Annotated in this window: 20 protein-coding genes; 6 read left to right on the forward strand and 14 right to left on the reverse strand. The window is 67.1% G+C overall.

All coding sequences use genetic code 11. The annotated features are described in order from the left end of the window. Position 1: 1 nt before the first annotated feature. Positions 2–1,336 carry a M1 family metallopeptidase gene (locus ASF51_RS11165; protein WP_055929353.1) on the forward strand — a complete coding sequence of 445 codons (1,335 nt, stop codon included), beginning with the start codon at positions 2–4 and terminating at the stop codon, positions 1,334–1,336. A gap of 33 nt (positions 1,337–1,369) precedes the next feature. Here the strand turns inward: ASF51_RS11165 and ASF51_RS11170 are convergent, their stop codons facing one another. Both ASF51_RS11170 and ASF51_RS11175 read right to left on the reverse strand, forming a co-directional pair. Next, positions 1,370–1,948 carry a 4'-phosphopantetheinyl transferase superfamily protein gene (locus tag ASF51_RS11170; protein ID WP_055929356.1) on the reverse strand — a complete coding sequence of 193 codons (579 nt, stop codon included), beginning with the start codon at positions 1,946–1,948 and terminating at the stop codon, positions 1,370–1,372. Continuing rightward, entirely contained in the window at positions 1,945–2,409 is a 465-nt protein-coding gene (locus tag ASF51_RS11175) for an OsmC family protein (RefSeq protein WP_055929359.1), read from the reverse strand. Before ASF51_RS11175 ends, ASF51_RS11170 begins: the two co-directional genes overlap by 4 nt. 52 nt (positions 2,410–2,461) lie before the next feature. Between ASF51_RS11175 and gabT the strand changes: the two genes are divergently transcribed. After that, on the forward strand, positions 2,462–3,817 hold the full coding sequence (gabT, locus tag ASF51_RS11180; protein ID WP_082479744.1) for a 4-aminobutyrate--2-oxoglutarate transaminase: 1,356 nt from the start codon (positions 2,462–2,464) through the stop codon (positions 3,815–3,817). Further along, the gene (locus ASF51_RS11185) at positions 3,814–4,794 is read left to right on the forward strand and encodes an asparaginase (protein WP_055929364.1); all 981 of its coding nucleotides are present in this window, start codon (positions 3,814–3,816) and stop codon (positions 4,792–4,794) included. Before gabT ends, ASF51_RS11185 begins: the two co-directional genes overlap by 4 nt. A gap of 27 nt (positions 4,795–4,821) precedes the next feature. Here ASF51_RS11185 and ASF51_RS11190 read toward each other — a convergent pair whose 3' ends face one another. From ASF51_RS11190 to ASF51_RS11230, 9 genes are all read right to left on the reverse strand, one after another. Continuing rightward, positions 4,822–5,610, reverse strand: coding sequence for an ABC transporter permease (locus ASF51_RS11190; protein ID WP_235497249.1), 789 nt, complete (start codon positions 5,608–5,610; stop codon positions 4,822–4,824). A 71-nt stretch (positions 5,611–5,681) separates the two neighbouring features. Next, a complete protein-coding gene (locus tag ASF51_RS11195; protein WP_055929367.1) occupies positions 5,682–6,596 on the reverse strand; it encodes an ABC transporter permease in 915 nt (304 codons plus the stop codon). A gap of 3 nt (positions 6,597–6,599) precedes the next feature. Then, complete coding sequence (locus ASF51_RS11200) at positions 6,600–7,802, reverse strand: ABC transporter ATP-binding protein (protein ID WP_055929370.1); 1,203 nt, start codon at positions 7,800–7,802, stop codon at positions 6,600–6,602. Then, positions 7,802–9,028, reverse strand: coding sequence for a PotD/PotF family extracellular solute-binding protein (locus tag ASF51_RS11205; RefSeq protein WP_055929373.1), 1,227 nt, complete (start codon positions 9,026–9,028; stop codon positions 7,802–7,804). The genes ASF51_RS11200 and ASF51_RS11205 overlap by 1 nt, the downstream gene beginning before the upstream one ends. A gap of 109 nt (positions 9,029–9,137) precedes the next feature. Further along, positions 9,138–12,095 carry an FtsK/SpoIIIE domain-containing protein gene (locus tag ASF51_RS11210; RefSeq protein ID WP_055929375.1) on the reverse strand — a complete coding sequence of 986 codons (2,958 nt, stop codon included), beginning with the start codon at positions 12,093–12,095 and terminating at the stop codon, positions 9,138–9,140. 105 nt (positions 12,096–12,200) lie between these two features. Then, a complete protein-coding gene (locus tag ASF51_RS18715; protein WP_162236944.1) occupies positions 12,201–12,710 on the reverse strand; it encodes a zinc-ribbon domain-containing protein in 510 nt (169 codons plus the stop codon). A 5-nt stretch (positions 12,711–12,715) separates the two neighbouring features. Further along, the gene (locus tag ASF51_RS11220) at positions 12,716–13,540 is read right to left on the reverse strand and encodes a protein phosphatase 2C domain-containing protein (protein ID WP_055930764.1); all 825 of its coding nucleotides are present in this window, start codon (positions 13,538–13,540) and stop codon (positions 12,716–12,718) included. A 73-nt stretch (positions 13,541–13,613) separates the two neighbouring features. Further along, the gene (locus tag ASF51_RS11225) at positions 13,614–14,642 is read right to left on the reverse strand and encodes an FHA domain-containing protein (protein ID WP_157412109.1); all 1,029 of its coding nucleotides are present in this window, start codon (positions 14,640–14,642) and stop codon (positions 13,614–13,616) included. 9 nt (positions 14,643–14,651) lie between these two features. Further along, positions 14,652–16,088 carry a gamma-aminobutyraldehyde dehydrogenase gene (locus tag ASF51_RS11230; protein ID WP_055929381.1) on the reverse strand — a complete coding sequence of 479 codons (1,437 nt, stop codon included), beginning with the start codon at positions 16,086–16,088 and terminating at the stop codon, positions 14,652–14,654. A 110-nt stretch (positions 16,089–16,198) separates the two neighbouring features. Between ASF51_RS11230 and ASF51_RS11235 the strand changes: the two genes are divergently transcribed. Beyond that, positions 16,199–16,666 carry an Lrp/AsnC family transcriptional regulator gene (locus ASF51_RS11235; RefSeq protein ID WP_055929384.1) on the forward strand — a complete coding sequence of 156 codons (468 nt, stop codon included), beginning with the start codon at positions 16,199–16,201 and terminating at the stop codon, positions 16,664–16,666. Next, complete coding sequence (locus ASF51_RS11240; protein WP_055929387.1) at positions 16,663–18,054, forward strand: aspartate aminotransferase family protein; 1,392 nt, start codon at positions 16,663–16,665, stop codon at positions 18,052–18,054. Before ASF51_RS11235 ends, ASF51_RS11240 begins: the two co-directional genes overlap by 4 nt. A 7-nt stretch (positions 18,055–18,061) precedes the next feature. Here the strand turns inward: ASF51_RS11240 and ASF51_RS11245 are convergent, their stop codons facing one another. Then, entirely contained in the window at positions 18,062–19,147 is a 1,086-nt protein-coding gene (locus ASF51_RS11245) for a DUF4192 domain-containing protein (protein WP_162236945.1), read from the reverse strand. A gap of 189 nt (positions 19,148–19,336) precedes the next feature. Here ASF51_RS11245 and ASF51_RS11250 point away from each other — a divergent pair, with 189 nt between their 5' ends. Then, entirely contained in the window at positions 19,337–19,942 is a 606-nt protein-coding gene (locus tag ASF51_RS11250) for a DNA-3-methyladenine glycosylase I (protein WP_055930768.1), read from the forward strand. A gap of 1 nt (position 19,943) precedes the next feature. Here ASF51_RS11250 and ASF51_RS11255 read toward each other — a convergent pair whose 3' ends face one another. Together ASF51_RS11255 and ASF51_RS11260 are read right to left on the reverse strand one after the other, a co-directional pair. Next, positions 19,944–20,498, reverse strand: coding sequence for a DUF5684 domain-containing protein (locus ASF51_RS11255; RefSeq protein WP_055929392.1), 555 nt, complete (start codon positions 20,496–20,498; stop codon positions 19,944–19,946). 56 nt (positions 20,499–20,554) lie between these two features. Then, the gene (locus ASF51_RS11260; RefSeq protein ID WP_055929395.1) at positions 20,555–21,307 is read right to left on the reverse strand and encodes a YaaA family protein; all 753 of its coding nucleotides are present in this window, start codon (positions 21,305–21,307) and stop codon (positions 20,555–20,557) included. Between the last annotated feature and the right edge of the window lie 6 nt (positions 21,308–21,313).

The following is a 21,313-nucleotide window of genomic DNA, read 5'->3' on the forward strand; positions in this document are numbered from 1 at the left end:
GATGCCGCACACACCTTTTCACCCCAGTCACGGGTCGCTCTCGATAGGCGACAGCTACGTTCCCTCGAGCGGCAACGGCGGATACACGGTCTCGTCGTACGATCTCGACCTCGACTACCGCGTCGCGAACAACCGTCTCGCCGCCACCGCCGTCATCACGGCCACGGCCACTCGTGACCTGAGCCGCTTCAGCCTCGACTTCTGCGGACTCGTCGCCACCCGCGTGACCGTCGACGGCGTCGCACCGTCGAAGCTCGTCGAGTCGGCGAGGAAGCTGACCATCACGTCGGCTCGCACGATCCCGCCCGGCGAGCAGTTCGTCGTCACCGTTCGCTACGGCGGCTCCCCTCATCCGGTGCGCAGCCCGTGGGGCGAACTCGGCTGGGAGGAGCTCAGCGACGGCGTGCTGGTCGCCTCGCAGCCGAGCGGCGCCGCGAGCTGGTTCCCGTGCAACGACCACCCGAGCGACAAGGCCGCCTTCCGCATCCGCATCACGACCGAGTCGTCGTACTCGGTTCTGGCCAACGGCCGGCTCCTCTCGAAGGTGCGCCGGGCCAGCCGCACGACGTGGACGTTCGAGACCGTCGAACCCATGGCCACCTACCTTGCCAGCATCCAGATCGGCGCGTATCGCGAGATCGTCCTCGCGCGCGTTCCCGTGCCGCAATCCGTGTTCGCGCCGCCCGCGATCGTCTCACGGGCGCAGAGCGACTTCGCCGACCAGGAACGCATGCTCGCGCTCTTCGAGCGTTCGTTCGGTCCCTACCCGTTCGGCGAGTACTCGGTCGTCGTGACCGACGACGACCTCGAGATCCCCGTCGAGGCCCACGGGTTCGCCGTGTTCGGCAAGAACCACATCGACGGCCTCGGCGGCTCGGAGAGGCTCATCGCGCACGAGCTCGCCCACTCCTGGTTCGGCAACAGCCTCACCGCGACGACCTGGAAGGACATCTGGCTGCACGAGGGCTTCGCCTGCTACGCCGAGTGGCTGTGGTCGGAGGAGTCCGGAGGCCTGTCTGCCGACAGGCTCGCCCACCAGCACTGGGCCCGGCTGTCGCACCTGCCGCAGGACCTGACCATCGGCGATCCCGGCCCCGAGCTGATGTTCGACGACCGCGTGTACAAGAGGGGCGCCCTCACCCTGCACGCCCTGCGCCTCACCGTCGGCGACGACGCGTTCTTCGAGCTGCTGAGCTCGTGGGCGACGGAGAACCGCTACGGCAACGTCACGACCGAGGGCTTCTACCTTCACGCGAACGACCGCAGCCCGATCGACCTCGGCGAGCTGTTCGAGACGTGGCTCTTCTCCGAACGACTGCCGGTTCTGCCTCACTGACCTCGACCGTACAGGTCTCGGCGCCGTCTCCGATTACTCGATCAGGTCGACGAGCACGGGGTCCGTGCCGAGCAGCACGACGCTGAGCACGAGGTCGGGGTCGTTCACGGCAACATCCACGATGACGGCGTCGACACGAGAACCGGATGCGAGATCGACGGTCGTGAGATCGAATCGCAGACCTCGGCCGGTCGCCTTGAGATAGGCCTCCTTGCGAGACCACAGCCGCGTGCGGAGCAGAGCGCGCGTCGCGGCCGGCTCGTCGTCGATCAGGTCGCGCTCCGCGTCGGAGAATGCCACCTCGTCGACCCGGGCCCTCGAGACGCTCGTCCGCGATTCCACATCGACCCCGAGATCTCGACCCGCGGCATCCATCGACACGGCGACCGCGACCAGACCGCCGGCCGAGCTCTTGCTCACCACGATCTCGGAGCCGTCCGGGGCTCTGGGCGACGACACCCGCGGCTTGCCGTGCGGCCTGCCGCAGTCGTCGCACGACGAGTCGATGACCACCTGCTCGGGTCGAACCCCGGCGATGGATGCGACGGCTCGTTCGAGCGCGTCGACCGCCGGTGCCGATTCCAGCACGACCCGTACATGGCTCGTCGTCATCCGGCCCGCGGCTCGTGCAGCACGGGAAAGTTCACGGAGTTGGCGATGAAGCACTTCTCGCTCGCCTCGGCGTGAAGAGTCTGGGCGAGCTCGGCCTGGTCGGGATCGGCGAGCTCGACCCTCGGGTGCAACGTCGCCGAGGTGAAGCGGCCACCGCCCGTGCGGTCGAGTGCCAGCGTGCCTGTCGCCTCGTCGGTGTATCCCGTGACCACGACGCCGTGCAGCACGGCGACGTGGAGATACGAGAGCATGTGGCACTGGCTGAGCGCAGCGAGCAGCATCTCCTCCGGATTCCAGCGGTCGATGTCGCCGTGGAAGGTGCGGTCGGCGCTGCCCTCGATCGGATGCTTGCCCTCGGCATGCACGAGATGCTGGCGCCCGTAGTCGCGGTAGCCGCTCGTGCCCGTGCCCCTATTTCCAAGCCACTCTACGGTCACCGTGTAGGAATGCTGCGCTTTCACGCGATCAGCCTAACCGGGCGCCCAGCGACCCGACGGTAAACTTGCCCTCATCATGACTGACACGCTGAGTTCCTCCTACACCGTCGCCCAGGAGCGGAAGGTCGTCACGGCGATCCCCGGCCCTCGAAGCATCGCACTGCACGAGCGACGACTGGCCGTTGTGCCGGTGGGGGTCGGCACGGCTCTTCCCGTCTACATCGAGAAGGCCAACGGCGCCATCCTCGTCGACGTCGATGGCAATCAGTTCATCGACCTCGGAGCCGGCATCGGCGTGACCACGGTCGGCCACACCTCCGCCCGTGTCATCGAGGCGGCGACTGCCCAGCTGGGCAAGGTGACGCACACGCTCTTCACGGTCACGCCCTACGAGGAGTACGTGCGCGTGGCCGAGCTGCTCGCGGAGCACACCCCGGGCGACTTCGCGAAGAAGACCGTCCTCGTCAACTCCGGAGCCGAGGCCGTCGAGAACGCGGTCAAGATCGCGCGCAAGTACACGCGCCGCACGGGCGTGGCCGTGCTCGAGCACGCCTACCACGGCCGCACGAACCTGACCATGGCCATGAACTTCAAGGCGGCGCCGTACGCCACCGGATTCGGCCCCCTCGCGGGAGCCGTCTACCGTGCGCCCAACTCGTATCCCTACCACGACGGCCTCACCGGCGCCGAGGCGGCGGAGCGCACCATCGGCTACCTCGAGAAGACCGTCGGCGCGTACGACCTCGCCTGCCTGGTGGTCGAGCCGATCCAGGGCGAAGGCGGCTTCGTCGTGCCTGCCGACGGCTACCTGCCCGCACTGCAGCAGTGGTGCACCGACAACGGCGTCGTCTTCATCGCCGACGAGATCCAGAGCGGCATGGCCCGCACGGGTGCGTACTTCGCGAGCGAGCACTTCGGCCTGGTGCCCGACATGGTGCTGAGCGCCAAAGGCATCGCGGGCGGTCTCCCCCTCGCCGGCGTCACCGGACGCGCGGACATCATGGACGCAGCCCTTCCCGGTGGCCTGGGCGGCACATTCGGCGGAAACCCCGTGGCCGCCGCTGCAGCCGTCGCCGTCTTCGAGCAGATCGAGAACGACAACCTGCTGGCCGAAGCGACACGCATCGAACAGACGCTGGTCACCGGCCTCGAGACCCTCGCCTCGAAATACGACATCATCGGCGACATCCGGGGCGTCGGCGCCATGATCGCGATGGAGCTGGTGCAGCCCGGAACAGGAGCGACGACGAAGGAGCCCAACCCGAAGGCCGTCGACGCCATCGTGGCCTACGCCGCCGAGCACGGCGTCCTCGTGTTGAATGCGGGAACGTACGGCAACATCGTGCGCTTCCTCCCGAGTCTGGCCATCTCCGACGCGCTCCTCACCGACGCGCTCGGCGTGATCGACGAGGCCATGGCGACCCTGCGATGAGCTCGGTGGCAGCGGGCGCCGTCACGATCGACGGGGCCGTCGAGCTGGCGGTCCTCGAGCGCAGCGGGTTCGTCGAGTCGCGTCATGTGGGCGCGGCCGTCGTGGTCGCACCGGACGGCGCGATCATCGACGAGCTGGGCGACGCCGGGGCGCCCGTGTTTCCGCGTTCCAGCCTCAAGCCCTTCCAGGCTCTGGCCATCCGCGAGGCGGGCGTGCACCTCAGTCCCCTGCAGACCGCCCTGTCGATGGCGAGTCACGGTGGCACGTCGGCGCACGTCGAGGTCGTGCGCGAGATCCTCGCACTCGCAGCTCTGGTCGAATCCGACCTCGGATGCCCGGCGGACTGGCCAGGTGACAGGGCCGCCCGCGACGCCGTGATCCGCGCCGACGCCGGAGTGCAGCGTGTCTTCATGAACTGCTCGGGCAAGCACGCAGCCATGCTGCTGGCGTGCGTTCAGCAGGGCTGGAGCACGACCGACTACCTCGACCCGGGCCATCCCCTGCAACTGCGCGTGCGCGAGGTCATCGAGCGGGAGACCGGCGAGACGATCGTGGCATCGGGTGTCGACGGATGCGGCGCACCCGTGCACGCGATCTCGCTGCGAGGCCTCGCTCGCGGCGTGTCACGCATAGCGCAGCGCAGCACGCCCGATTCCGAATGGCTCGTCGACTCGGTTCTCGCCAACGGCTGGGCGGTCGACGCTCCCGGCGAGCAGAACACGCTGGTGATCGACGAGCTGCAGATCTTCGCGAAGCTCGGAGCCGAAGGGGTCATGGTCATGTCCACACTCTCCGGTGTGGCGGTCGCACTCAAGATCCTCGATGGCAGCCTGCGCGCGGCCGCGCTCGTCGCGCTCGAACTCCTCGTGCGCGCGGAAGCGATCGACCGCCGCGGCGTCGACACTCTTCTCGCTCGCTTCGACCTGACCGTTCTCGGCGGGGGCAAACCCGTCGGAGCGATCAGAGTCACCGCCTGACTCGGAGGCTCGCCGCCTACGCCGCGATCACGAGAGCCGGTCGAGTCTCTTCTGCCGGGCCGCTCGACTGACCTGGCTCACCACGACGATCGCGATCGCGAGGATGAAGACGGCCGACGCGATGACATTCGCCTCGGCGGGGATCCCCCGGGCCGCCGCGATGTAGATGAACTTCGGGAAGGTGTCGACCGAGCCGGCGTTGAAGTTCGTGATGATGAAGTCGTCGAAGCTCAGCGCGAACGACAGCAGCGCCGCGGCCAGGATGCCCGGGAGCAGCAACGGGAAGGTGATGCGCCAGAAGACCTGCGCAGCAGATCCGTACAGGTCGCGTCCGGCTTCCTCGAGCGCAGGATCGAGCCCAGCCACCCGTGCCTTGACCGTCACGACGACGAAGCTGATGCAGAACATCGTATGGGCGAGGATCACCGTGACGATGCCCTTCTGCGTACCGAGGGCCAGGAACTGGGCGGCGAGGCCCGCGCCCAGCACCACCTCGGGTGTGGCCATCGGCAGGAACAGCAGCAGGCTGATGCTCGACCGGAACCGGAACCGGTACCGCACGAGGGCGATGGCGATCGCCGTTCCGAGCGCCGTCGCGAGCACCGTGGCCACGACCCCGACGAGGATGCTGTTGCCGAACGCCTCGCAGAGCCCGGGTTCGTTGCAGACGGTCAGCCACTTCTCGAGGGTGAAGCCGCGCCAGGCCAGGTTCGACTTCACGGAGTCGTTGAACGAGAAGACGAACGTGTATCCGATGGGAATGAGCAGGAACACGAGAGCCAGGGCAACGTAGATGGGCAGTCCGAGACCGGACAGTCTGCGACGCGGTCGCCGCCCGGCTGCTGGATCGGGCCCGGCCTGATTCGCAGTGTCGAGGGGCAGGGCCGTCACAGCAGGTCCTCCGTTCCGCTGCGGCGCACGTAGACGCCGACGAGTATGAGAATCACGGCCATCAGGATGATGGAGAGCGCCGCCGCGACCGGGTAGTTCTGCAGGGTGAGGAAGTTGGCTTCGATCGCGTTGCCGAGCATCGCGGTCTTGCTCGAGCCCAGGAAGTCGCGGCTCGCGTTGATGTAGTCGCCCGCGGCGGGAATGAACGTGAGCAGGGTTCCCGAGATGATTCCCGGCATCGACAGGGGAACCGTGACCTTGAGGAACGTCGTGGCAGGGCTCGCATAGAGGTCGTTTCCCGCCTCGAGGAAGCGGATGTCGAGGCGCTCCAGCGTTGTGTAGAGCGGAAGTGTCATGAACGGGATGAAGTTGTACGTCAGGCCGAAGATGACCGCGAAAGGTGTTCCCGTCAGGTGACCGTCTGCCGGCAGGATGGCCACGGCCTTGAGTGCGAGCACGACGGGCGACTCATCGGACAGGATCTGCTTCCATGCGAGGGTGCGAAGCAGGAAGCTGATGAAGAACGGCGCGATCACCAAGGTGAGCATGAGGCTCTGGAGCAGTGGCCACCGGCGTGCCTTCACCCCGATGAAGTACGCGATGGGATAACTGATGACGAGGGCGAACACGGTCGCCACCAGCGCGTATCCGAAGGCGCGGAGGATATGGGGCAGGTACTCGCTGGCGCTGTCGACGTAGTTCTGCCATTGCAGGCCCGGAACGTAGTCGCCGATGTCGCCGCCGGGCAGTTCAGCCTGGAACGATGTGATCACGAGCGAGATCAGCGGCGTCAGGAAGAACAGCAGCATGTACAGGATGCCGGGCAGCAGCATCACGAGCGCGACCGTCGAGGCCCGCCTGGCCGGTTTCGTGACGACCGCGTCTGTCGAGGCGAAGGCGGCGAAGGCCACGGGCTAGGCCCCTTCCAGTTCTGTCTCGAGATCGGCACGGCGCTGAACCGCGATCGCGTTCGTCGAGGAGTCCGAGGGGAACCGCGATCCTGGCGCGGGTTCGTCCTCGAGCCCGAACCCGTGATCGACCGTCCAGCTCACCCAGACTTCAGCCCCCTCGTTGACCACGGGGCCGAAGACCATGTTCTGAGCGAACACGGTCACGGCTCCGAGGCCGGGGATCTGCACGATGTACGACGTGCTGACGCCCGAGAACGAGACGTCGGTGACCCGGCCCGGCCCGAGCACGTTGATGCCGGCATCGGCGGTCGGAGCCTCGATGTGGAGGAGGAGCTTCTCCGGCCTCACTCCGATCGTCACCTCGCCCGCGTGCCGCTGTGCCCGCGTGCGGGGGACAACGATGCCCCTGCCCGAGATGTCGACCGTGATCGCGTCTGCGGTGGAACCTGTGACGGGTCCAGTGAAGAGGTTCGATTGGCCGAGGAAGTTGGCGACGAAGGCCGTTCGCGGCAGCTCGTAGAGCTGCTCGGGAGCTCCCATCTGCTCGATCTCGCCCTTATTCATGACCGCTACGATGTCGGCCATCGTCATGGCCTCCTCCTGGTCGTGGGTCACATGAAGGAAGGTCAGTCCGATCTCGGTCTGGATGCTCTTCAACTCGAGCTGCATCTGCCGGCGCAGCTTGAGATCGAGTGCTCCCAAGGGTTCATCGAGGAGCAGGAGGGCGGGGCGGTTCACGATCGCCCTCGCCAGGGCCACGCGCTGCTGCTGGCCGCCCGAGAGCTGGGCGGGCCGGCGCGCAGCCACGTGGTCGAGTTCGACGAGCCTCAGTGCCTCGTGGGCCTTGCCCAGGGGGTCGTCGATCTTTCGACGACGCAGCCCGAAGGCCACGTTCTCGAGCACCGTCATGTGCGGGAAGAGGGCGTACGACTGGAAGACCGTGTTGACCGGGCGCTGGAACGACTTCGTCTGCGTCACATCGGTGCCGCCGATGAGGATGCGTCCTGCGGACGGCTCCTCGAGACCGGCGACCAGTCGGAGCGTGGTCGTCTTGCCGCAGCCCGAGGGGCCGAGCAACGCGAAGAACGAACCGGCGGGGATCGTGAGGTTGAGGTTCTCTATGGCGGTGAACCCGGGGAACCTCTTGCTGATGTCGATGAACTCGAGATCGGCTCCCGCCTCGGCGAACGTGCCCATGGCCGCCATCAGATGCCCAACAACACTTTCTGGAATTCGGTGCCCAAGGTCTTCTCTTCCTCTGCTGTCAATGTTCGGAATACGTGCGCGTCTCGAAGGGTCGTCTCGTCGGGGAAGATCAGCTGGTTGTCCGCCAGCTCGGGATCGATGGCCTCCATCGCCTCCTTGGCCCCGACGACCGGAGTGATGTAGTTGACCCAGGCCGCCACCTCCGCGGCCACCTCGGGCTCGTAGTAGTAGTTCATGAGCGCCTCGGCGTTCGCCTTGCGGGTCGATCCCATGGGCACGACGAAGGTGTCGTTCCAGAGGGTGCCGCCGGAGTCGGGGAGGATGAACTCCCACTTGTCGCCCGCCTCCGCATTGATGAGGGTGATGTCGCCCGACCAGCAGATGGCCGCCAGGGTGTCCTCGTTCTGCAGGTCGTTGAGGTAGGCGTTGCCCTTGATGTTGCGCACCTGCCCGTCGTCGACCTGTTTGCGGAACAGATCGACGGCATCCATGAAGTCGTCTTCGCCCCAGTCGCCCGAGATGTCGGTGCCCTGCGACTGCATGATGACGCCGATCGTGTCCCGCATCTCGCTCAGCACTCCGACTCGACCCTTGAGCTCGGGGTTCCACAGGTCGTCGACCGACTTGAGACCCTTCGGCAGACGTTCCTTGTTCCAGCAGATTCCCGCGAAACCGCCTTGCCAGGGAAGTGAGAAACTGCGGCCGGGATCGAAGTCCGGTTCGGCGAGCGACGGCAGCAGGTTCTTCTTGTTCGGGATGTTCGCGGCGTCGAGCTCCTGCACGTAGCCCTTGCGCACGAGGCGTGAGACCATCCATTCCGTGAGGCAGACCGTGTCGGCGCCGATGTCCTGTCCGAGGGCCAACTGGTCTTTGACCTTGCCGTAGTAGGTGTTGTTGTCGTCGACGGCGACGTTGTAGGTCACGCGGATTCCGGTCTGCTCCTCGAACCCGATCAGCGTCGGGTATTTGCCGTCGTCGTCCTCGTCGAGGTAGGCCGGCCAGTTGTCCCACACGAGGCTCTTGTCGCTGTCGGACGAATCGACGGCGGCCAGCGGAGCAGGCCGCGGTCCGGTGGAACAGGCGGCGAGGGCGAGCGCCCCCAGCCCCATTCCCGCCCCCGCGAGCACGGATCGGCGCGAGAGCGAGAGCTGCTTCGCGCGCTGCATGGATCGTGCGTAGGCGATCGCCTGCCGGATCATCGGGTCGTGCGGCAGTGGGGGGTTCATGACGGGTGGGTCTCCGAACTCTGCTGTCGTCAGGGTGGTCTGATAGTGGCACAGCCGGTGGCCTCGTGGGGAAAAAGAGGGGCAGAACGTCGATCTCGAAACATGATCTTCACGAAATCCGCTTCGATTCCGGGAATCGGCGGACGGAAACCTCCGCGGGCTCTAATCGAGCGATCGAGCCGTCGGGGTCGACAAGCCATCCGGCGGGGCGGCCGGGCTCGACCGGAGGGGGCAGGTCGCGGCGGCGCGTGAGCGAGCGGAAGTCACCCAGTGTGCAGCCGTCGAAGTAGACGGGGATCGTCGTCTTCAGCACCGCGAACGTCGTCCAGGCAGCGAGCCACGCATCGGGCGTGCCGACGATCCAGGCCTGCTCGCCACCGCGTGACGAGAACTCGGAGAGAGCCGCGCGATCGCCCGCGTCGATCAGCCGAGTCGCATCGGTGACGATGCCGTTGCTGCGATCGAGGAAGGGCGCGGGTCGGGGCGACACGACCAGCAGCTGCCGCGGTGACGATAGAGGACGAGGCGGCGGAGAGCCCACGAGCGATCGGTGATCGTGCGCTGCTTCGGTTCGCGACCGGGGCACAGGGTCGGCGACGGCGACCTGCAGCCGCGCACCCCTCCAGTGTCCGCCCCCCGCGGCCAGTCGCGCGTCGTGATCGCGCGCGGCGCCCTCGGCGACGATGTACTCCTGCCGAGACGCGAAGCGAAGGTGGATGCGCTCGGGAAACAGCGGCGCGAGCGCGCTCAGCGGCGCCGCCAGTCGCTGCGCCGCGGCCACGAACGTGATGCCGCACGACGGTCCGTCGCGCAGGAGCATCGTGAGCGCTGCGGTCAGTTCGGTCTGGTACTCAGCATCGAAACGACGCAACACTGAATCGATGTCGTCGACGACGACGACGAGAGACGAGTGCTCCCCGCCCCGCGCCCGCCTCGCGTGGCACAGCTCGACGACCCGGTGCAGCGCGTCCCACGAGTCCTCGATCCCCGCCCCGACCACCATCGTCGCGGCCGACTGCCGACTGATCGTCTCGAGCAGGGTCGATTTGCCCGATTTCGACGATCCGAGCACCAGGAGGTGCCCGTGTTCGACAGGGTCGTACAGCGCGACCGGCTGGGTCTGCTCCTCGGGAAGGTCGAAGCGACCGATCGCGATGCCCGACGAGGATGTCGGCACGTCGGCGAGCCTGAGCAGGCGAGGCAGAGCCGGCAGCCAGGGCGCCCGCACGGTCTCACCCGGCGGGCCGGGGCGAGCGGCGATGCTGAACGGATCGGTGTGGGCGACCTGCACCTGAATCGGCGCACGACCCGCGGCGGAGACGAAGCACCGGCCACGAAACTCGGCCGACAGGGTGGACGCTGCGTCGCTGCCGATGATCGCCAGGGAGTCGGCGGCGTTGTTCACCCGCAGCGACAGCCGGAGTTCGCAGTTTGCGAGCAGCGAATCCCGCACGACGCCCGATGGCCTCTGGGTGCACAGCACGAGGTGCAGTCCGAGCGAGCGCCCGCGTGCGGCGATGTCGGCGAACACGTCGTGCAGTTGCGGAAACTCGGACAGCATGGCGGCGAACTCGTCGACGACGATCACGAGGCGGGGCAATCGACCGACCATGCGGGTGTCGGAGATGTCCCGGGCTCCGGCATGCCGGAGCGTCGTCTCCCGCCGCCGAATCTCGGCCCTGAGGCTGGAGAGCGCGCGTCCGGCGCCCTCAGGGTCGAGATCGGTGATGAGACCCACGCACTGCTCGAGCCCGGTCAGCGCATCGAAGGCGGAGCCGCCCTTGAAGTCCACGAGCAGAACCGTGAACTCTGACGCGTCGTAGGCGCGGGCGAGCGAAGCGACCCAGGTGACGAGGAGTTCGCTCTTGCCGCTCCCCGTTGTTCCCGCGACCACGGCATGGGGTCCCTCTTCGACGAGGTCGAGCCTGAAGACCTCGCCGTCCTCCCCCACTCCGAGCGCGGCGCTGAGGCCCGCCGATGACGGCGGCCCCGTGCGGGCCCCGCGCGCATCCGGCATACTCTCGAGCTCGATGGACGAGATACGAGCAGGCAGTCCGGCGGCGGGAAGGGCCGCGCTCGCCTGTCGCCGTAGCCGCCCGGTGAACGCCTCGGCCTGAACGACAGACACGAACTCGCCCGTGATGGCGAGTGGCGACGCGAGCATCGGGTGGCGCAGAACCGTCACCCCGGCAATCGAATCCGCGGCCACGACGACGGTCGCCTCGGGCGGAACCTCGTCGAGCGCGGTGGCCACCACCACGAACGTCGGAGGAAGCGGGGCCCGCGCTTCGCCGACAGCCCCGAGTCGCACCTCGTCATGGCCGAAATGCGGCAGAGAACGAGCCCAACCCCAGTGCTCGGAATTCTGGTCGCGATGTGCCGATGTCGTCACGAAGGCGGCCGCGGGCGGCGACAGGGCAGCGGCGAGCTGCACGGCGTAGCCGCGAGCCACGGCATGCGCGAGGGGTCTCGCACCGACCACGGCGATGCGCACGGGCGGCGATGCGAGCACGGGTGCTCGAGCCAGCACCAGTGCATCGCTGCGCAGTCGTCGCCCGTCGGGATCGTCCTCGTCGAGCCCTCCCTCCACACGGATCCCACTCCTGACGGGCCCGGAACCGAGGGCGACGGCAGCCTGGCCCGGCGCGGTGGCGGTGAACGGGTTCGCCGGGCGCTCCAGAATGGTGCGGGCAGACGGTGCTCGTCGATTCAGGGAATCGATCTCTTGCGCGTGGAACGCGGCCACCCTGCCTCCGAACACCTGCCGCCTTCGAGCGAGCTCGGCGTCGTCTCGTCGTCTCGCCCGCCGTGCGCCCACCCGTCGATCGAGGAGTCCGGCCACGGCCATGACGGGCGACAGGAGCGCGAAGAGGAATGCGAGCGGCGACTGAAGAACGAGCCACACGAGGAGGGCGACCGCCAGGGGTGCAAGCGAACCCACAAGGGGAAAGGGTGCGGTCGGAGGCGGGTCGGCTCGCCGCGGAATGACGAGCACCTCGTCGACGTCGACCACCTCGTCACGGGGCGTGGGCTCGTCGCCGGACGGGAGACGGGAACGCCGGGTCATGCACCGAGTACACCTCGTGCGGGCCGGCCGTCGGCCAGCGGCACCACCGACCGTGGAGAACGCGCGATGAATCGCCGCTGTGAAGAGGCGTTGGCCGGAGCGGCGTCAGAGAACGTCGAAGAACTGCTCGCCGATGCGGATGCGGGTCCCCCGCACGACGCCGTACCGTTCGCCCGGCACGGTGTCCAGCGACTCCTCGCCCGGCACCGAGATGGACGTGCCATTGCCCGAGTGCCTGTCACTGACCCAGAACAGGCCGTCCTCGATCCCGAACTCGACGTGCGTCTTCGACACGCTCAGTTGGGGATCGACGATGCGCACGATCTCCGGCGACCCGTCCGCCGAACCAGGTACCGGATTGCGTCCGATCAGACCGGGGCCGGAGACGACGACGTTCTCCCCCGTGCTGAAGACGAGACGGAACAGCGCCCTGGCCGCGCTCGCCCTCGCCGGCACACGGGCGGGCGCGGTCAGTGCCTCACGACGAGCTGCGACGGGAAGAGGCTCCACGTGCTGGGTGTCGCTGAGCGCGGACGCCGCGAGAACGGAACTGCCGCACTCGCCGCAGAACATCGCCCCCTCGGGAAGCGTCGTGCCGCAGGTCTTGCATCTCACGGCAGTCATCGTGTGCGCTCGCTGGGCCGTGTCGACTCGACCTCGTCGACCGCCAGCGCCACATCCAGCACGAGCACCGTCACGTTGTCCCTGCCGCCGTTGGCGAGAGACGCGGCGACGAGTTCGCTGGCCGCGCGCTCCGCCGACTCCGTTGTCGCGAGGTAGTGCCGGATGCCGTGGTCGGTGAGCTCCTTCGTCAGTCCGTCGGAACAGACGAGGATGCGCTGGCCGGGCTCGACGGGGATGAGCGAGTAGTCGGGCACCGGCTTCTCGTGGAAACCGACGGCCCGGGTGATCACGTTGCTGTCGGGATGGACGTCTGCCTGCTCCCGAGTGATGAGACCCGCGGCGACCATCTCCTGCACGACGGAGTGGTCGGTGGTGACCTGCTCCAGCACCTCATCGGCGTAGAGGTAGACCCGGGAGTCGCCGATGTTGAAGACGGCCCATTGCGCCGTGTCGTCGACGATCGTCAGGGCGACCCCGGTGACCGTCGTTCCCGTGCCGAGCAGGCTCTCGTCGCCCACGCGGTCGATGTCGGCGAGCGCGGACTCCAGCGCCTGGTCGATCGTGTCGGCGTCGATGTAGGCCCTGCCGGTGATGTCTCCGAGACGGGTCACCACCGCGGCACTGGCGATGTCGCCCGCGGAATGGCCGCCCATACCGTCGGCTACCGCGAACAGAGGCGGATTGGCGACGACGCTGTCCTCGTTGACGGCACGTTTGTTGCCCCGGTCGGACTGGAAGGACCAGGTCAGGGTCAGCGTCGTATCGGCGGTGCCGGGAAGGACAACGCTCACGTGGGCGTTGCTGTCACCGATCTGGGTCACGGGACTCTTCTCCTCGACATGCTGTTCTCGCACAGGCACGGGCACCTGCGCTGGTGCGGGCCGTCATCCACGGTCAATCCGCTCCCGGAAGGATCTCGATGACAGTGCCGTCACCGATCTCGATCCGACTGTACGGGGGAAGAACGATCGAGTCCCCCTGCGACAACTTTATCCGAGGGGAACCGGGCAGAGTGACGGCCGTGCCGTTCGTGGACTTCAGATCGGTGACGACGACCTCCCTGCCGCGCTGCTCGATGAGAAGGTGGGATGCCGAGACCTCGCGGGTGGGCGACGGCACCTCGATGAGCATCACCTGGTCTCCGCCGGTCTGCCGGGGCCCCCGGGGTCGTCGGCCGATGTACACCGGGACGTGCAGTTCGAACGGGGCCTGCGATCCGATCCGCACCCGGCAGGGTCGCGCCCGCGTCGGCTTCGGCGCCGGCGGACTCGCCTCTTCCGACGGTCCGCCGTGCCGAGCGCGACGCCGCCCGGGAGCCCGTTCGAGGGTGATCTCGATGTCGTCCCGCGCTGTCTCGCCCGGCGGTGGCCCAGAAGACCCGCCCCGCGCCCCGGGATCGACGACCGCGTGACGGTCGTCGAGCATCCAGAGCACCGATGAGGCGGATGCCGCGCCGAACACGAGAGGAAGCTCGGCTCCCGAGACCGTCGGCGCATCGGCGACCGGATCGATCGAGGCGCCCGATGCGAATCGGATGCCGACGACTCGCGAGAACGATGCGAGGTGCCACGGCTGGAGTCCCTGCGAGGAGAATCTGCGGGGCGGCCGGTCTTCCGAATACAGGTCGACGACCGAGTCGCCTCGGGCGACGACCGAGACGAGCAGAGGATGCGCGTCGCCGCCCTCGAGCGCGGCGACGGCGAACGAGGCCACCCCGTCGTGCCCGAGCAGGGGAATCGACTCCACGACCTTCTCGAGCGACGGAGACGAGCTCGACATCTCCGCCCACACGCGGGACAGCACGGCCGGCGTGCAGTCGCCGCCGAGCACAGCGACAAGACCCGGGGCCACGAGGAGCACTTCCCGTCGCGACGAGGCCGGCTCGTACACGACCCTGCCGACCGGCTCTGGAACTGCTGTCACCCGTTGAGCCTAATCGCCGATGAACGACATCACGTGCTTGATCCTGGTGTAGTCCTCGAAGCCGTAGACAGACAGGTCCTTGCCGTAGCCGGAGTGCTTGAACCCGCCGTGGGGCATCTCGGCGACGATCGGAATGTGGGTGTTGATCCACACGCATCCGAAGTCGAGTCGTCGAGCCATGCGCATCGCGCGAGAGTGGTCGGTGGTCCAGACGCTCGACGCGAGGGCGTAGTCCACGCCGTTCGCATGCCTGATCGCCTCGGCCTCGTCGACGAAGGACTGCACGGTGATCACGGGGCCGAACACCTCGTTCTGAATGATCTCGTCGTTCTGGTGGAGCCCGGACACGATCGTCGCCTCGTGGAAAAAGCCCGTGTCGCCCTGTCTGCGGCCGCCGAGCTCGACGGTCGCGTGGTCGGGCAGCCGATCGAGGAATCCCTCGACCTGCGCGAGCTGTGATGCATTGTTGACGGGGCCGAACAGAACGTCGTCGCGATCGGGAGCACCCGTGAGCGCGTTCGCGCGGGCATGCTCGCTGAGCGCGGCGACGAACTCGTCGTGGATCCCCTCCTGCACGAGCAGCCGGGTCGCCGCCGTGCAATCCTGCCCCGCGTTGAAGTACCCCGCTGCGACGATGCCCGCGACGGTCTTGGGGATGTCGGCGTCGTCGAACACCACGACGGGCGCCTTGCCCCCGAGCTCGAGGTGCACCCGCTTCAGGTCGACGGCGGCGGCCTTCGCCACCTCCATTCCCGCTCGCACCGAGCCCGTGATCGAGACCAGTTGCGGAACCCGACTCGCCACCATCGCGGCACCGGTCGATCTGTCGCCCAGCACGACGTTCAGCACTCCCGGCGGAAGGAACTCCGCGGCGACCTCCGCCAGAAGCAGGGTCGAGAGCGGCGTCGTGTCCGACGGCTTGAGAACGGTCGTGTTTCCTGCGGCGATGGCGGGCGCGAACTTCCAGACGGCCATGTTCAGCGGGTAGTTCCAGGGCGTGACCTGCCCCACGACCCCGATCGGCTCGCGACGCACGAATGACGTGTGGTCGGTCATGTACTCGCCCGCACTGCGGCCCTCGAGGTGCCGAGCGGCACCGGCGAAGAATCGGATCTGATCGACCGAGAGCAGGATCTCGTCGGCGACGAGGGTTCCACGGGGCTTGCCTGTGTCGAGCGATTCACGATCGGCGAACTCGTCGGCGCGCGCTTCCATCGCGTTGGCTATCCGCAACAGCGCGAGCTGACGTGTCGACGGCGTGCTGTCGCGCCATCCATCGAATGCATCGGATGCCGCGCGATAGGCGCCCTCGATCTCTCGCTCCGACGAGATGGGCGTCGTTCCGTAGACGCGCTCGGTGGAAGGGTCTACCAGTTCGAGGCGCTCGTCGCCCGACGGCTCCGTCTCACGGCCATTGACGAAGTTCTTCAGCTCGTACGTGTCCATCGGACCACTGTGCCACGCGCCCCTCAACGATTCAACCGATTTCGCGGCTGCAGCCGCAAAGAACGACGGATTCATTTGCCGACAGGGCGAACGACTGACAGAATCGAGCCATGGCCCCGAAGTCGCGACAGATCCATCTCGATGACACGTCCAAGGCGATCATCGAGCAGCTGCAGGTGGACGGCAGACGCTCGTATGCCGAGATCGGCAAGGCCGTCGGTCTCAGTGAGGCTGCGGTGCGTCAACGTGTGCAGAAGCTCACCGACTCGGGGGTGATGCAGATCGTCGCCGTCACAGATCCCTTGCAGCTCGGGTTCTATCGGCAGGCGATGATCGGGCTCAAGGTCTCGGGCGACACGCGCATCGTGGCCGATGCCCTCGCGGCGATTCCGGCCGTCGACTACGTGGTTCTCACCGCAGGCACCTTCGACATCATGGCCGAGGTCGTGTGCGAGAGCGACGACGATCTCATCAGCCTGCTCAATTCGCAGATCAGGCATCTGGAGGGCGTCATCTCGACCGAGACGTTCGTCTATCTGAAGCTGCACAAGCAGCTCTACAACTGGGGTACCCGATGAACAACGAAGCCTTTTCCGACGCCGACGAGGCCGAACTGCAGCGCAAAGCCGCGGAGCACCTCTGGATGCACTTCAGTCGGCAGTCGGTCATGGAGTCCGATGCCGGAGTTCCCATCATCACGCGTGGTGAGGGTCATCACATCTGGGACAGTCGTGGCCGAAAGTACATCGACGGCCTGTCGGGTCTGTTCGTGGTGAACGCCGGCCATGGTCGAAAGAGACTGGCCGAGACGGCCGCGCGCCAGGCCGAGGAACTGGCCTTCTTCCCGATCTGGTCGTACGCGCACCCCAACGCCATCGAGCTCGCTGAACGACTGGCCCACTACGCACCGGGAGACCTCAACCGGGTGTTCTTCTCCACCGGCGGCGGCGAGGCCGTCGAGACAGCGTTCAAGCTGGCGAAGCAGTTCTGGAAGCTGCAGGGAAAGCCGAACAAGCACAAGGTCATCTCTCGGGCCGTGGCCTATCACGGCACCACCCAGGGCGCACTGGCCGTGACCGGAATTCCGGCGATGAAGTCGATGTTCGAGCCGGTCACGCCGGGCGGTTTCCGCGTGCCGAACACGAACTTCTACCGAGCGCCCGAGCACGGCGACGATCCCGTCGCCTTCGGCATCTGGGCCGCGGACAGAATCGAGGAAATGATCCAGTTCGAGGGACCGGACACGGTTGCGGCCGTCTTCCTCGAGCCCGTTCAGAATTCCGGCGGCTGCTTTCCCCCGCCGCCCGGCTACTTCCAGCGGGTGCGCGAGATCTGCGACCGCTACGACGTGCTGCTGGTCAGCGACGAGGTCATCTGCGCGTTCGGGCGCATCGGGCACATGTTCGCGTGCGACGAGTACGGCTACGTGCCCGACATGATCACCTGCGCGAAGGGGATGACGAGCGGGTACTCCCCCATCGGCGCGACAATCGTGAGCGACCGCGTCTACGAGCCGTTCCGCCACGGTTCGACCTCGTTCGCGCACGGCTACACTTTCGGTGGACACCCCGTGTCGGCCGCCGTCGCACTGGCGAACCTGGACATCTTCGAAGACGAGAAGCTCAACGAGAACGTGCGTACCCACTCGCCGCTGTTCCGGTCGACGTTGGAGAAGCTGACCGACCTGCCGATCGTGGGCGACGTGCGCGGCGACGGATACTTCTTCGGAATCGAACTGGTGAAGGACAAGTCGACCAAGGAGACGTTCGACGACGAGGAGTCCGAGAGGCTGCTCAGGGGCTTCCTCTCGAAGGCCCTCTTCGAGGCCGGCCTCTACTGCCGGGCCGATGACAGGGGCGATCCGGTCATTCAACTCGCGCCTCCCCTGACGATCGGTCCCCCCGAATTCGACGAGATCGAGCAGATCCTGCGGGGAGTGCTCACCGAGGCGTGGAGCCGACTCTGATCGCCGTCTAGTTCGGCGACCTGCCGATCCAGTCGGGCACCCGGCCTGTTCTCATCAGCTGTTCGAAGAGTCGGGCCAGTTCGTACCCCGGTCCGATCGAGAGGGCCTCGTCGAGGTAGTCCCCCGCGGCCGAGCCCTGGCCCCGGGCCCACTCGAACCAGGCGAGCATGGTGAGGGGTGCAAGCTGCCAGGGGCGCGGAGCCAACGACACCAGATGTCTGAGAAGCCGCACGGCTCCTTCGAGGCGCAGCCCGTCGGGCGCGGTGCGGCCGTCGCCGACGAACGTCTCGAGAATGGAGCCGGACGGCACGGGAACCCCTCGCTGCAGCAGCTGCGTGTCGACCGATGCCCGGTCGCCCGCGTCTGCACCCCATGCCAGGAACATCAGAACGCAATCGCGCACCGCTTTGTCTCGGATGCTCCACAACAGGGCCGCCATCGCCGCAGGCGGGAGGTCGCACGGGGCGGATTCGATCGCATCGGACCAGAGCGTGGATGCCTCGGGCCACTCCCACAGTCGCTCCCGCTCGTGAACGTCGTGCGTGATCGCCGTGGCCGCCTCGGCAACCTCCGTGCGCTGCTCCGGCGGCATGGGAGCTATCGGCTGAGCTCCCTGCGTGATGCCGACGACATCGTGCGGCGCGCCAGCGGCGTCGAGCTCGGTCGAGATCCGGGATGTCTGCTGCTCGTCGATCACGCCGTGTTCGGCATCGAGGTACGACGCCCACGCACCCGGGGAACAGCACATCGCGTCGACGATGCCGAGGCCGGCCGATGCCATCCGCGTGACGATCGACTCCACGACCGCCGCGTGCGGAAGCCGATCAGGCCGATCCCACTCCTCATCGGTGTAGATCAGCACGAGCACGGCATCGATGCCCGGCACGCGGCTGATCAATCTGATGATGGCGTCGGCAACGGCGGTCGGATGGGAGGATCTCTCGTCGGGGGGAAGGTCTACCCGCAACGAGGCGGCGGTGCGTCTGCTCTGGAACGTCTGCACGACGATGCTGTTCGTGGGCGTGTAGCCCAGGATTCGCGGCAGCGCGATCAGGAGGTCTGCCGGATTCTTTGCCTTAACCACTGAAGTCATGGGGCAACGATGGACCGCTCGGCGCATGCGCATTGCTCCGAGCCGACTCGCTGGGGAGAGATCATCGACAACCACCGAGGTGGAGGAGCGCGTGCACAGAGTTCCACACGTGCTGGCCCCGGGCTGGCCTCTGCACGGTTGATCGGGTGGCCCACCTCGATCGCGATGTCCGGCGATACTGTCGGAACCATGACACGAGAACTGATCACGACCGCCGCCGACGGCGTTGCACGATGCGGCTGGGTCTCCGACGACCCCGAGTATCGGCGATACCACGACGAGGAATGGGGGGCACCGCTCCACGGCGATCAGGCCCTGTTCGAGACGATCGCGCTCGAGGGCTTCCAAGCCGGACTCTCGTGGATCACCATCCTTCGGCGGCGAACGGCCTTCCGATCCGCCTTCGACGACTTCTCGATCGAGCGTGTGGCCCAGTACGACGAGCTGAAGGCCGACGAACTCGCAGGCGACCCCACGATCATCCGCAATCGTCAGAAGATAGTGGCCACCATCTCGAACGCGAGAATAATTAACAACCTCATCTCAGGCGATCCGGGTGCCCTCGACAGCCTCGTGTGGGGCCACGCACCGGCCTCGCACGCACGCCCCGAGACCATCGATCAGGTTCTCTCGGTCACCGCCGAATCGACCGCCCTCAGTACTTCGCTCCGCCGCCTCGGCCTCAAGTTCGTCGGACCGACGACGATGCACGCACTCATGCAGGCTGCCGGTCTCATCAACGACCACGCCGTCGGTTGCGCTCGAGGAGACGAGCTGGCGGCGGGCCGACGCTGAGTCAGTACGTCGGGTTCTGCGGGCCCTGCGGGTTCTGCGGACCCTGAGGCGGCTGAGGCGCGTAGACGGGTCGAGCCTGCGGCACGTAGCGGAGGATTGCGCTCGTGGGCCTGGCCCAATCCGGAGCCACGAAGATGCCCGCAAGCGGCTGCGGGTTCCAGACAGACCGGTCGAACGCGAGGATGCCCCACCACACGTACGGAACGAGGATGTACATGACCACCCATGCCCCGGACTTGGCGAATCGCAGACCGATGTTGTAGGCGGCTATGCAGAGGAACACCGTCGACGCGAGGCCCACGAACGGCACGAACGCCACCAGTGCCCACCACCCCGCCTGGCCGCCGAGCTCCAGGAAGGTCCACGAGTTGTAGACGGGCACCCAGCCCTTCCACGCAGGCTCACCCGCCTTCACGAAGATCTTGCTCAGAAACCACGACGTGACCACGTAGACGGCCGCGAAGATCAGCACGTAGAACGCGGAGAACAGAATGGTGATGAGCAGAGCTGCGGCAGCGCCTGACGCGGAACCGTCGGAGTCATAGGTCGAGATCATGCAGCAAGACTAGCGTCACCGCGAATCCGACAACGAAGAGTGCGCGGAGATGATCCTCAGGGGGCGGGGGCGTAGAGGAGAACCTCACCCGGTTCGCCGCGCTCCATGCGCATGCCGGCCGCGCGCGCCACGGCGATCACCTCATCGATCGACTCCAGATCTCGAGCGTGCAGCAACAGAGCCCGAGTGAGGAGCCCTTTCGACTTCTTATTGAAGTGGTTGAGAGCACGCACGCTGCCGTCGTCGGACTCCGTCACGACGCGCAGGAACCAGGAATTCGACCGGCCCGTCAGCGGCGACAGCGCGACGTAGGCCTCCGAGCGACAATCGAGCACGAGCTCGGCACCGGCGCCGATCTCTGCCGGAACGAGGGGAGCCCACGTCTTGGCCAGGTGCACGCCGGGCAGCTTCGAATCATGGGAGAGGCGGTACGCCGGAATCTGGTCCAGGCCGCCGATGGGCCCGAGCAGGGCGGATTGGATCACGAGGTGGGACGCCGCAAAAGACCGCGCCTCCGCAGTCAGACTCTGCGCATCCAGGGCGTCGAAGACGACCCCGGTGTAGCGGTCGATGGCCGGCATGGTCGGAGAGGTCGTCACGCTGCGGTTCCGCGCCACCTCTGGCAGCTGGCGGACGCTGAGCTTCAAGGCCTTCACGCTCGCGGCCTCGTCGCGGGACAGAGTGCGCACCTCCCGCAGGATGCGTCGCCTCGTGGCGGTCAACGAGGGAAACCGCAACCGCGATACGTCGAGGGGCCCCTCCTCACCCCCCTCCCGCTTGGTCTCGGACGGCGGAAGGAGGATGAGCACGAGGTG

Origin of the sequence: Agreia sp. Leaf283, assembly GCF_001422485.1 — a bacterium.
Lineage (GTDB): Bacteria > Actinomycetota > Actinomycetes > Actinomycetales > Microbacteriaceae > Agreia.